The organism is Rhodococcus sp. FW305-130 (genome assembly GCF_058788335.1).
In genome coordinates this window covers 860535-872969 of record NZ_JBYTAP010000001.1, presented here as the reverse complement: position 1 = coordinate 872969, position 12435 = coordinate 860535, and the positions used below count along the sequence as shown (strand labels likewise).

The following is a 12435-nucleotide window of genomic DNA, read 5'->3' as shown; positions in this document are numbered from 1 at the left end:
TGAGATCGGAGTCACATGAAGACGCTGTGGCGCCAGTCACACGGTGAGCAGTCGCGCGCTGCGCCGAACGGTCAGGCAGGCGCGACCAACGGCAGAGGGTTCGGGCGGTGAAAGTCAGGGTTGGCGGAGATCGTCTTCGCGATCGGAGCCCATTCCGAGCCGTTCCGGGGCGTGCATCCGCGTGAAGATTCGCGCAATATCTGCCGGTATCTGCTTCGACGACACCTTGCTCACGACGATCATCGTGAGGAACGCCAGCGGCACGCTCACCGCGGCCGGGAACGCGAAAATGGCTGCCGGCCAGCCACCGAGGACGTCCTCCGACAAACCACCCAGGACGGCGACAGTGGCGGCAGTGCCCGCAACACATCCACCGACCACCATCCCCGCCCCCGCGCCGACGGCAGTCAGACCGCGCCACCAGATACCCAACACCAGCAGTGGGCAGAGCGTCGACGCGGCGACCGCGAACACCAACCCGACGGTTCTCGAGAGGTCGACCGACACCACCGCCAGCGACAGCACGAGCGGAACGAGCCCGGCCAGGAGCGCTGCAATACGGAAGTCTCGAACTCGTCCGCGGAGAACATCGGTACTGACGACGCCCGCGATGCTGACGAGCAATCCGGACGACGTCGACAAGAAGGCGGCAATGGCACCTGACGCGACGAGGGCTGCCAGCAGTTGTCCGCCCCACCCCGAGAACACCGAACCCGGCAGCAGCAACACCGCGGCGTCGGAGGTGCCCGTGATCAGAAGTTGCGGAACGTACAGGCGAGCGAAGACGCCGAGGAGGGTCGGAAACAGGTAGAACACGCTGACCAGACCGACAACTGCAAGCGAGGTCAGACGAGCGGCCCGGCCGTCGGGGTTGGTGTAGAACCGGACGAGAACGTGAGGCAGGCCGAGCGTTCCGAGGAAGGTCGCGAGCATCAGCGAGTACACCTGATACATCGGGTGCGGCCCGCCGAAACCCCAACCCGGGGTGATCCAATCCGAGTTCTGCGCGGGCGCTCCGGCGACGACGGGAACCGCGGCTCCCGCGTCGAGAACCATGGACATGCCTTCACCGAGGGTGTGCTCCCCCGGGCCCAGTGTCACGGTTCCTTCGACCACTCGCCCGTCGACTGTGCCGCCGCTGACCGTCACCGGCTCCGATACCTGGACGACGACGTCGGTGGTGATGTCGACGGTCGTCGCAGTGGTGACCGTCGGCGGCATCGACGCGCCTACGTCGTGATGATCGCCGAAGAAGTAGAAGGTCAGTGCCACAGCGGGAATCGCGACGGCAGTCAGTTTCAGCCAGTACTGGAAGGCCTGAACGAAGGTGATCGAGCGCATCCCGCCGCCGACGACGTTGGCGATGACGATGACCCCGACAGCAACGCCGCCGATCCAGCTGGGAACCCCGAGCAGAATGTTGAGCGTCAGTCCCGCGCCTTGGAACTGTGGAATCAGATACAGGATGCACACCATCGCGACGACGAGCATTGCGAGCTTGCGCAATCGCGGTGAGCCGAGACGGAATTCGGCGAAATCGGGGACGGTGTATGCACCGGAACGCCGAAGCGGTGCTGCGACGAACAGCAGCAGGGCGAGGTATCCGGCGGTGAATCCGATGGGATACCAGAGGGCGTCGGCGCCGTATTTCGCGACCAGCCCGGCCACGCCGAGAAACGAAGCAGCGGAGAGGTACTCACCGGAGATGGCTGTCGCATTCCACCGCGCGCTGACGGTTCTGGACGCGACGAGAAAGTCCGAGGTGGTACGAGCGAGCCGAACGCCGTAGATTCCGATAGCCACGGTTGCCACGGCCGCCGCAACGATGCCGAGCACCGTCAGCACCGGGATAGGTTGTCCTCCCACAGCGCCGCGCTCAGTCGTCCACGATGTCGTTGAAGTCCTGCTCGTTTCGCTCCGCACGACGCACGAACACCCAGCCTGTGGTCAACAGCAAGGGATACACGGCGCCGCCCATCACGAGCCACGGCAACCGGATGCCCAGGACTGCGACCTCCGACAGTGTCGGGAAGAGATGCGTCAGAAGCGGTACTGCACACAGGAGCCCGGCTGCGACGACGGCAAGGCGAATCGCCAGCCCCAACTGCGCGCGAACGAGACCGCGGATCATGGCGTCGCCGACTTCGGTCTGTTCCTGCACCTCCACCCGCGTACGGACGATCCGTGCGCCACTACGTTGCGCCAACACAACGCGCTCACGCTGCGGAGGATCGGACTGCGACGTCACCGTGACAACCAGCTCTGCTTGGGCGCACGAACCAGTCGATCCTTGAGTTCACGGGTGTGTCTGCGGCTGACCGGAAGTTCGACGGGAGGCTTGTCTCCGTGCGGGCGCAGACAGACCACCAATCCGCTGCCTACTGTGCGGATGCCGGTGACCAGCGCCAAAGACACCAGGTAGGAGCGGTGCACGCGCAAGAAGCCTGCGTCGGCCCAGCGTGATTCGAGTGTCGAGATCGGGATGCGTACCAGGTGCGACTTCCCGGCGGTGTGCAAACGCGCGTAGTCCCCGTCGGCTTCCACCCACTCCACCGAGGAGCGTTGAACGAGCGTCGTAACGCCGCCCAGTTCCACCGGGATCACCTCGTCGGTGGACGCAGCTTCGGGCTTGTTCTCGCTCTTGGTGCGCCCGGCCAACCCCACGATCCGTTGAACGGCCTGAGCGAGACGCTCCTCTCGGAGCGGTTTGAGTAGGTAGTCGACGGCACCGAGGTCGAATGCATCAACCGCTCGATCGTCGTGCGCTGTCACGAACACCACGGGTGGTGGCGTCGCGAAATTGGAGAGGATGCCGGCCAGTTCGAGACCGTCGAGTCCGGGCATGTTGATGTCGAGAAATACCGCGTCGATGCTTCCACTGCGCAGTATCCGCAACGCAGTCGTCGCATCCGATGCCGTGTGAACGTGCGCCACCGAGTCCTCGGCGCGCAGCAAGAAGGCCAGCTCGTCGAGGGCTGGTTTCTCGTCGTCGACGGCAAGGACGGTCAGCTGGGCATCAGTGTCAGTCTCGTTCACAACAGGTCCATGTTCCCACGACGGTTTCAGCCTGATCATCGAAGGCGAGAATCAGACGTGAATACCCTGCTTGAACTTGGGAACACGCATGCTGACCTTCGTACCGGCACCCGGCGCTGTCTCCACCACGAGTCCATAGTCGTTGCCGAACGCGGCACGAAGTCTGTCGTCGACGTTGGCCAAACCGACGTGAGCAGCTTCGCGTGCGCTGGGTCGTCCCGATCCCGACTCGATGGCGTCAAGTGAGCCGGAACGCAGTAGTTCAGGGTCCATCCCCACACCGTCGTCCTCGACGCTGATGATGCAGTCAGGTCCCTCGTCCGCGGCCACGATGCTCACGGTCCCGCCCTCCGGCTTACTCGAAATGCCGTGACGAACCGCGTTCTCGACCAGCGGCTGGAGAGCCAGGAAGGGAAGAACCACGTTGAGCACTTCGGGTGCGATCTGAAGGCGGACGTTCAGCGCCTCCCCGAATCGCGCGCGTTCGAGGGTCAGGTAACGATCGATATTGCGCAGCTCGTCGGCAAGCAGGGTGAACTCACCCGCAGATCGGAACGAATACCGGGTGAAGTCCGCGAACTCCAGGATCAGTTCTCGGGCCCGCGCCGGGTCGGTTCGAACGAACGACGCGACCGTGTTGAGCGCGTTGTAGATGAAGTGGGGACTGATCTGCGCGCGGAGGGCACGCACTTCGGCTCGATCCAACAGGGCTCTGGACGCGTCGAGGTCGGCGAGTTCGATCTGGCTGCAGGCGTATCGAGCCACCTCGGTGACCGCTCCGAGCATTCCCGGCCACGGGTCTTCGCTGGTGACGATTCCCAGCACGCCGACCACGCCGATGTCCTCGATCAGCAGGGGCTGAGCGATCAGCGCTCGCACATGGTGATCGCTCGGTCCGCGCACCAGGTCCGAGTGGGTGACGAGCACCCGGCGTTCGCCTTCGATCGCGCGAATGGCGGCGTCGTGGAATTGATCGGACAACGCTTCGTGACGGCCGTCCCACGCCAGCAGATTTCCCGACGCGTCTGCGAGGCCCAGACCGGAACCGCCGGTCAGCTCGCGTAGGTGAGGCGCCGCCTCGGCGGCCGAATTCTTGTCGAGTCCACGCCGAAGTGGCCGCGCGGCAAGTGAAGCCGTATGGAGCGCGGCATGGACGGCACGCTCGGTCGGGGTGGTCACCTCACGTCTGGTGCGCATCCACACCGCTGTCAGTGCCCCGGCCACTGCGAGAATCAGCACGCTGAGAAGCGCGACCACGGCCGGACTCAACGCGAATCCTCGTCCAGTTTCCGGATCAGTGTTTTCGGAGCCACCGTGCGGTACGCATCTTCGACGACGTCGGCTACGTCGTTCCAGAATTTCTCGTCCTCGGTCTCGTCGGCACTCGGAACGTCGAGGTACACACCGATCCATCCCCGGCCACCCACGTACGGGGGGACGAAGAACCTCGTCGGATCGCGACTGACCCAATCTGCCTGCGCCCCAGGTGGGGCCGCGGCCCAGATCGCGAGGCGATCGTCGTGGTGGTGATCTGCCATGGTGACGAACTGCGGCGCTTTGCGCACGAACCACGACGATTCACCGTGGCTGACCCGCTCGGTTGCCTCTGGCAATGCCAGTGCAAGTGCGCGGATTCGTGCCGACGCCGTCATCGATTCACGACCCGCAGGTATTCGGTACCGGAACACCTGCAAATCGATCCTTCACCCACGCAACAGCTCCCGGCACAGCGGCGCCGTCCGCGTGACCTTCGCCCGGTCGCGCCTGGAATTCGATGACGTCACCCTCGGCGCAGGCACGTTCGACGGCCGCCTCGGTCCATTCCGGACGGATGAGGTTGTCATTGGTACCGACGACTACGTACATCGGACCGCTCGCGCGTTGGCGTGGGAGAGCAACGTCGCTGAGCCACGCGTGAATTCGGTCCGCGTCCTCGGCGGTAGCTGGCCGGGTGTCGGCGGGCGTCACCTTTCCGACAAGACCCAACTTCTCCGTCGCGCGAGAGGTCAGGCACGAGGTGAGCAGGTCGTAGTTCTGCTCGAATGCGCCGCGCACGTAGTCGGTTCGTTCGAGCTCCGGATGGGTGAGGGACAGCCCTTCGAGTACATAGGGCAGCAGCAGTTGCTGAGGCAGTGACAGATTCACCTCGGAATCACTCGAGATGATCGGCGAGATGTCCGCTGCCGGGGACAGGTTTGCTGCACCGACGAATTCCAGTCCGTCGCCGTAGGTGTCGGCTTCCTCGGCCGCTGCCCAGGAAGCCTGCCCGCCTTGGGAAAGCCCCAGAGTTGCCCACCGAGTCGAGGTGTCCGGAACGACGTTGCGCGCCGCTCGAACCGCGTCGATGACGTTGAACGCCGCGGTGTCCGGTTGCAGGTAAGGATGCGGGTCCGGAGTGCCGAGGCCCTCGAAGTCGGATACAGCGACCACGTATCCCGAGTCGAGGAACGGCGCGACCAGGCCGATCGTGCCGAAGAGGGTCGGCGAGGTCGACGGCGCACAGTCGTCCGAAATACCCGTCGTGCCATGGCCGATGGAGACGATCGGCCAACCGCCCTCCGGCGGCGTTCCAGGCGGTGTGAACACGGTTCCCGATACCTGGGTCTCCCGGCCGTCGATACCGGAGGTGGAGCCGTACAGGATTTTCACCGCGCTCGCTCCGGACGCCGCCACTTCGGCTGTGCTGGTGAAGGGTTCACTGTCGAACACGACGCCGCGTTGCGCGCTGCTCTCGACCGGCGGGGTCGTCGTGGTTGCGTTGTCGGTGACAGAGACATCTGGCGAGGCATCCGATCCGCAGCCGACGCTCACGAGGAGCGCGCTCGCCACCACGACTCCCCAGCCTGCGCGAACCCTCGAACTCCGAACCGTCATACGCAGTGTTCCCCTCTATTTGCCCGCGCTGCCTGCTCGGCGACGCCTGACACGTTCCTCGGCTGCGGCCTCTTCGATGTCGAGTCCTTCCAATACGGTACGCAATACCTCGTCGTCGAGATCTCCGTCGTCGCGCGCGGCGATCAGTGCGACTCGCTGCGAGCGAAGGGATTGATGCCGGAATTTGTCGAAGAGCGCTCCCGCATTCCACAGGGCGGCCTCGCGATCGGCGTCCTCGTCGACCTCTTGGAGTTGAAGCCTCGCCTGCATCGAGCGGCGTACGCGCTCGACGATTGCCTGCAATTCCTTTCCGTCGATCCCGGATGGAGGGTGCGCGGCCGCGTCGGCCAACGCCTTCTCACCGGCCTTGCGAGAAATGTTGCGTGCCAACTCCATCTGTTCCTGGGTACGCAATTGTTCATAGGGATCCGCGACGTCGAGACGACGAATGAGGAACGGCAAGGTCGATCCCTGGATGAGCAGTGTCCCGACCGCGACGATGAACGCGATCGCCTGAATGACGCCGCGTCCGGGGAACGGCTCGCCGGACGAGAGCGCGAACGGGATACCGCCGGCCGCAGCAAGAGTGACGACACCGCGCATTCCCGCCCACGAGACCACCAGATTCTGTTTCCACGTCAGTTGATTCTCGCGATCACGGCGCAGGGTTACACCGAATCGCACACGGGAGTAGCTCAGGAACAGCCACACCGGCCGAATCACGATGACCACGGCCAGGACTGCCAGACCGTACGCGAACACGTGAAGCACCGGAAGCCCGTCGGCGACAACATCGTCGATCACGAAGCTCAGTTGCAGCCCCATGTACGCGAAGACGAACATCTCGAGGAGCGTGTCCAGGCTCGACCACACCGAGCGCTCCTGCAGCCTGGTCATGATCGACGCGTCCGTCGAATAGTGTCCGATCACCAGACCAGCAACCACGACGGCCAGAACACCGGACGCGTGTAGTTCTTCAGCGGCCAGGTAGGCAGCGAACGGAAGGACCAGCCCCAAGCCGGTTTCGAGTGGAGAGTCGTACATGCGGGCGCGAACGAACTTGACGACAAACGCGAGCACCAAGCCGACGACAACGCCGCCGATTACTTCGTACGCGAAGAACAACAGGGGCGAATCCGTCGCAATTCGCGTTCCGGTCACGGCAGCGACCGCGACGGTGAAGAGGGTCAGCGCGGTCGCGTCGTTGACGAGCCCTTCGCCCGTGAGGATGGCGATGACTCGCTTCGGGAGCCCGAGTTTCTGACCGACCGCCACCGCGCTGACGGCATCGGTCGGCGCGATCACAGCTCCGAGCACGAGGGCGGCGCCGATAGTGAACTCAGGAACCATCCATTCGGCGAAGAAGGCAACCACGAACGCCGTCACCAGCACCATTCCGACGCCGAGACGCAGAATGGGCGCAAGGTTGCGTTTGAAGGTCGCGACCGAGAACTTGAGAGCGGCCGAGTAGAGAAGCGGCGGCAGGACCACACCGAGAATGACGTGGGGGTCCAGTTCGGGCCGCGGCATACCGGGGATGAAGGAGGCGACCGAGCCCACGGTCACCAGGACCAGCGGGGCCTGCAGGTTTCGTCGATTGGACAGCCCGGTGACTGCGATGGCGGCAATGACAACCAGCAGAATCCAGGTGAAGTTCACGCGTTCATTCTGCCCGCCGACCCTGGGAGTTCACCCAGCGGACGCACAGAAGCCCGCAACCTTTTCGGTTACGGGCCCCTGAGCAACGGTATGGCCGAATCCGGTTTTACTGCTTTTCGGGAACAGCCTTCTTGGCGGCCTCGGCTGCCTTGTCGATCTGATCGCCGTACTTGTTTCCGGTCTTGTCGTCGGCGATGTCGGCCACCTTGTCGATCGCGTCGTGAACCTTGTCGGAGTTCTCCGCTGCGAGCTCCTGGCCCTTTTCGACCAATCCCTTGACGTTGTCCAAGAAACCCATGTCCGTGTCCTCTCCCGGTGCTGACGCACATCCTTCGGCGGAATCGTTCCTCCGCGCCCTTCGATTCTCACAGGTCGACGGCCTCTACGCCAGAAAGCAGGTCCGTGCGTTCGAGCCGCGCGCAACTCGAGGTAGCGTTAACCCGCCAATAGCTGATTGATCACCCATCGACATCGACAGGTGCCCGGATTGAATGCAGGACTGCGCGGGACGGGGAGCGACCCCCACCCCACGCGTGAACTGCTGTCCCGGTGGTGGTCGGATCGCACCGATTACACCTGGCTCCCCCGATTCCTCGACACTCGCGGGCTGACCGTTCCCGGACGCAAATTAGTCGCGGTGTGGTGTTTTCTCTTCGCGCTGATCGCGGCGACCATGCAGTTGAGCCGCTTCGGTTCCGATTCCGCCCTTGCACGGTCCATCCTCGCAGTCGGGACCATCAGCGGGGTCTATGCCGGTTGCCGTTGGGTGCGAAACGAATCGTGGCCCACCTGGCGCCAATCCGTGGCCTTTGTCGTCTGGGCCGACCTCTGGCTCGCCGTCACGCTCTTCTTCGCGGTTCGCACAGCGTTCGTCGGAACGCTGGGTTGCGTCCTGTTCATCATGATCGGCTTCTACGCGGCGATAGTTCACAGTCCGCGTGTTGCCGTGACCCACATCGGCTGGGCTCTTGCTGTCTGCACGACGCTCGCTGCCATGGCGATGTCCGAGCCGGTCAACGACGACTGGGTGGTCGTGAATCTCTATCTGATGGTTGCCGGTGTGGTTTTCTCCACCGCGTGGATTCTGCAGATCGTCTGGCTGCGCCTGACCGACGACGCACGAAACGCTCACCGGGACTACCTCACCGCGACACTCAATCGCCGCGGACTCCAGGACGAGGCACAGCATCTGCTGCGCAGTGATCGAACGCAGGCTCTGATCGCACTGCTCATCGACGTCGACTCGTTCAAAATCCTCAACGACACGCACGGTCACGTAGCAGGTGACGACGCGTTGACCGCTGTCGCCGACCGCCTCATCGCTGCCGCCGGGCCCGAGGCAGTGGTGGCGCGAATCGGCGGCGACGAGTTCGTCGTCCTGCGCGGAGTCGATCGAGGAGATATCGAACAGGTCGCCACCGAGATACATTCGGCGGTCTCGTCCGACTCCGATCCCTATCCCGTATCCGCCAGTACCGGCGTCAGCGTCTACCTCTGTCCCGAGACGGACTTACCGGATCGGGCTGTCAACGAACTGATCGAGCACGCAGACAATGCGATGTACCGGGCCAAGAAGCGCGGCGGCGATCGCATTGCCTGGGTGCAGATGTTCAGGCGCTGAAACTACTTACTCACTGTGGGCGTGGTGATGCTCGCCGGGCAGGTCGTCGGGCGTCGCGAAAATCTTCCGCTTCTCCCCGTGCAGGCGTGCGCTGATCCACCACGAGAGTTCCACGAGCACAACGCCGATAGCGCCGAGGGTGATCGCGAGCGTCGTCGCAGCGACGTTGCTCGGATCAAGCTTGAAGAACTCACGAGTGAACGGCAGCGCGAACAGGATGAGGTACCCGGCAACCGAACCGCCGATCAGAACGAGCTTCCACCACACGTACGGCCGAGCAACGACGGCCAGGACCCACACGGCGATCATGATCAACGTGATGAGTGCACTGGTTCCGGCCTGGATCTTCTGGGTCTCCGTCTGGTCGGGGCCTTGGTAAGCCAACACGTAGGAGATGAACGTGGTGATGCCGATGATCAGGCCCGACGGCAACGCCAGACGCATCACGCGGGAGACGAAACCGGTTCGGGCGCGCTCGTTGTTGGGGGCGAGAGACAAGATGAAGGCCGGGATACCGATCGTGAACCACGCCGCGATCGTGACGTGGCGGGGCAGGAACGGGTACGGCAGCGGTTCGAAGTCGAAGACCTGGGACAGGACGCCGGTGATGCCGATCAGGAACGCAAGCACCACCGAGTAGACGGTCTTGGTCAGGAACAGATTCGACACACGCTCGATGTTGCCGATCACTCGGCGGCCTTCCGCGACGACGTACGGGAGCGTCGCGAACTTGTTGTCCAGCAGCACGATCTGGGCCACGGCTCGGGTAGCCGGGCTGCCCGAACCCATCGAGACTCCGATGTCGGCGTCCTTGAGGGCGAGCACGTCGTTGACGCCGTCACCGGTCATCGCGACGGTATGTCCGCGAGACTGCAAGGCAGCGACCATTTCCCGCTTCTGATCCGGTCGTACTCGACCGAACGTCGTTGCTCCGTCGAGAGTGTCCGCCAGCTTTTCCTGATCGCTGGGAAGATCCCGCGCGTCGATGGGACGGTCACCACCCTCGAGCCCGAGGGAACCGGCAACGGCACCGACGGAAACCGCGTTGTCGCCGGAAATGACCTTGACCGCGACCTTCTGGCTGGCGAAGTACTCCAACGTCTCCTGCGCGTCCGGACGCACCTTCTGCTCGAGTACGACCAGAGCCTCAGGGGTGACTGTGCCCGGCGCGTCGGCGTCGTCGACGGGAAGGTTGCTGCTGCCGAGCATGAGGACACGAAGCCCGCTCGAACCCACTTCTTCTGCCTTGCGGGCCATCTCCGAGTCGGGATCGAGCAGCACGTCCGGGGCGCCGAGCACCCAGTTGCCGTGACTGCCGTACGACTGGCCACTCCACTTCTTCGCCGAGGAGAACGGCGCGAGCGCGGTGGCTTCGCCCCAACCGGAATCGTCGGAGAGAGACTCGCGAATCGCCAGAACGCTCGCGTTGGGGCGAGGGTCGGACGCGGCCATCGCGCTCAACGCGGACTTGACTGCAGACTCCCCTGATCCACCCGGTGCGACATCGACCTCGGACAGACGCATGCCGTTCTCGGTCAGCGTTCCGGTCTTGTCCGCGCACACCACGTCGACACGGGCCAAGCCTTCGATCGCCGGCAACTCCTGAACGAGACACTGGCGCTTGCCCAATCGGATGACCCCGACCGCAAAAGCAATGGACGTCATGAGCACAAGGCCTTCGGGAACCATCGGAACCAGCGCTGCCACCATGCCGTTGAGGGCGGGTCGGATCGGCAAGCCGATCGTGAAGAGCTGATTGAAGATGATCAGCGCTCCCGCCGGAATCATCAGATAGGTGATGAATTTCAGGATCTTGTCGATACCGCTGCGCAGTTCCGAATGCACGAGGGTGAACTTGCTCGCCTCTTCGGCCAGCTTGGCCGCGTATGCATCTCCACCGACCTTGGTGGCGCGGTACGCGCCGCTACCTGCGGCAACGAAACTGCCCGACAGCACTTGCTGGCCGCTCGCCTTGTGAACCGGATCAGCCTCACCGGTGAGCAGCGATTCGTCGACCTCGAGTGCGGCAGAACTGACCACCTCACCGTCGACGACTATCTGGTCACCGGATCCGAGTTCGATAATGTCATCGAGCACAACATCTTTGGGCGCCATTGCCACGGCGACGCCGTCACGCCTGACCATGGGCTTGGCCTGACTCACGATGGCCAGAGCGTCGAGCGTGCGCTTGGCGCGGATCTCCTGGATGATGCCGATACCGCTGTTCGCGATGATCAACAACCCGAACATGCCGTCAATGATCGAACCCGTCGCGAGCACGATCACCAACAACACGGTCAGGATCGCGTTGATGCGAGTGAAGACGTTGCCGCGAATGATGTCCTTGACCGAGCGGGACGCCCGGTCCGGTACATCGTTGGTTTGTCCCGACGCGATCCTTGCTGCAACCTGATCGGCGGTCAGACCGCGGGCGACGTCGACGTCGTCCGGCAATCGCTCAGGCGCTACCGCCACTGCTGTCTCTTCTGAACTGGTGTGCTCGTGAGCCATGGTCAAAGATTACGCACCCGGAGCAACTAATCAGGGTCGGACTCGTGTGGCAATGACGGCTACACGAAGATCACACCCGTGGGCCGCGGTTCTGCGATGCTGGCCGGAACGAGCAGAGAAGGCCATCGAGGAACGGTATGAAATACGTCTACAACGGTCTCGACGAGGCGCTTCGGTGCGAACGGCCCGTCGACCTGCCGATTACTCTCGACCTCAACCGGACCGACAACGTGGTTGTCTGGTTGTCGGCGATTCGGGTTTACTCGTTCGGGATGATGTTCGCGATTGATGCCCGCTACGGAGATCCGGCACTCTCGCTGAGTCTCGGCACTTACGACGGGCGTCCCACGTTCACACATTTCAGCGCGCCGCTACTCCTCGGCCTCGGTTTCGCGGACGGATCATCGGTGACCACCGCGCGAAGAACGCGAGGCTCGCTGCTGGAGTTACGCACGGCTGAAAGCCGCTCGGGCTCAGTGCGCGGTGAGTATTTGCTGGCTCCGATACCGCCTGCCGGGCCGATCGATGTCGCAACTGCATGGCCTCAGCTGGGAATGGACGAGAAGGTTGTCACCCTCGACGGAGAAGGCATCGCATCCGCATCCGAAAGTGTCACACAACTATGGGAACCGAAACGACAACCCGATCCCGACCTCACCAGCGAACAAGTGACGCATCAACTGCAGTACCAACGTGGGGGTTGGTTCGGAATCCGACTGGATTGAGGAAGATCC

General features: G+C 63.5%; 11 protein-coding genes. 2 read left to right on the top strand and 9 right to left on the bottom strand.

Annotated elements, in window-relative coordinates; all coding sequences use genetic code 11:
* Window positions 1–114: 114 nt before the first annotated feature.
* From AC3WQS_RS04250 to AC3WQS_RS04215, 8 genes are all read right to left on the bottom strand, one after another.
* Window positions 115–1866: a sodium/solute symporter gene (locus AC3WQS_RS04250; protein ID WP_019744836.1), complete on the bottom strand. Its 1752-nt coding sequence runs from the start codon at window positions 1864–1866 to the stop codon at window positions 115–117.
* A gap of 10 nt (window positions 1867–1876) precedes the next feature.
* The gene (locus tag AC3WQS_RS04245) at window positions 1877–2248 is read right to left on the bottom strand and encodes a membrane protein (RefSeq protein ID WP_003939880.1); all 372 of its coding nucleotides are present in this window, start codon (window positions 2246–2248) and stop codon (window positions 1877–1879) included.
* The gene (locus AC3WQS_RS04240) at window positions 2245–3036 is read right to left on the bottom strand and encodes a LytR/AlgR family response regulator transcription factor (protein ID WP_020908718.1); all 792 of its coding nucleotides are present in this window, start codon (window positions 3034–3036) and stop codon (window positions 2245–2247) included. The genes AC3WQS_RS04245 and AC3WQS_RS04240 overlap by 4 nt, the downstream gene beginning before the upstream one ends.
* Before the next feature lie 51 nt (window positions 3037–3087).
* Entirely contained in the window at window positions 3088–4305 is a 1218-nt protein-coding gene (locus AC3WQS_RS04235; protein WP_019744838.1) for a sensor histidine kinase, read from the bottom strand.
* Entirely contained in the window at window positions 4302–4688 is a 387-nt protein-coding gene (locus AC3WQS_RS04230; protein ID WP_020970430.1) for an MmcQ/YjbR family DNA-binding protein, read from the bottom strand. The genes AC3WQS_RS04235 and AC3WQS_RS04230 overlap by 4 nt, the downstream gene beginning before the upstream one ends.
* Before the next feature lie 4 nt (window positions 4689–4692).
* A complete protein-coding gene (locus AC3WQS_RS04225; protein WP_492711660.1) occupies window positions 4693–5910 on the bottom strand; it encodes a lipase family protein in 1218 nt (405 codons plus the stop codon).
* Window positions 5911–5925: 15 nt separating this feature from the next.
* Window positions 5926–7569: a Na+/H+ antiporter gene (locus tag AC3WQS_RS04220; RefSeq protein ID WP_019744841.1), complete on the bottom strand. Its 1644-nt coding sequence runs from the start codon at window positions 7567–7569 to the stop codon at window positions 5926–5928.
* A 106-nt stretch (window positions 7570–7675) separates the two neighbouring features.
* Window positions 7676–7867, bottom strand: a complete 192-nt coding sequence (locus AC3WQS_RS04215; protein ID WP_003940164.1) for an antitoxin — start codon at window positions 7865–7867, stop codon at window positions 7676–7678.
* A gap of 180 nt (window positions 7868–8047) precedes the next feature.
* On the opposite strand from AC3WQS_RS04215, the gene AC3WQS_RS04210 reads away from it, so the two are divergent.
* Window positions 8048–9190 (top strand): GGDEF domain-containing protein, encoded by a 1143-nt coding sequence (locus tag AC3WQS_RS04210; RefSeq protein WP_020908721.1) that lies wholly within the window; start codon window positions 8048–8050, stop codon window positions 9188–9190.
* Between the two features lie 6 nt (window positions 9191–9196).
* Here the strand turns inward: AC3WQS_RS04210 and AC3WQS_RS04205 are convergent, their stop codons facing one another.
* Window positions 9197–11701 (bottom strand): HAD-IC family P-type ATPase, encoded by a 2505-nt coding sequence (locus tag AC3WQS_RS04205; protein ID WP_019744843.1) that lies wholly within the window; start codon window positions 11699–11701, stop codon window positions 9197–9199.
* A gap of 137 nt (window positions 11702–11838) precedes the next feature.
* Between AC3WQS_RS04205 and AC3WQS_RS04200 the strand changes: the two genes are divergently transcribed.
* Window positions 11839–12426 carry a hypothetical protein gene (locus AC3WQS_RS04200; protein WP_492711663.1) on the top strand — a complete coding sequence of 196 codons (588 nt, stop codon included), beginning with the start codon at window positions 11839–11841 and terminating at the stop codon, window positions 12424–12426.
* The last annotated feature ends 9 nt before the right edge of the window (window positions 12427–12435 follow it).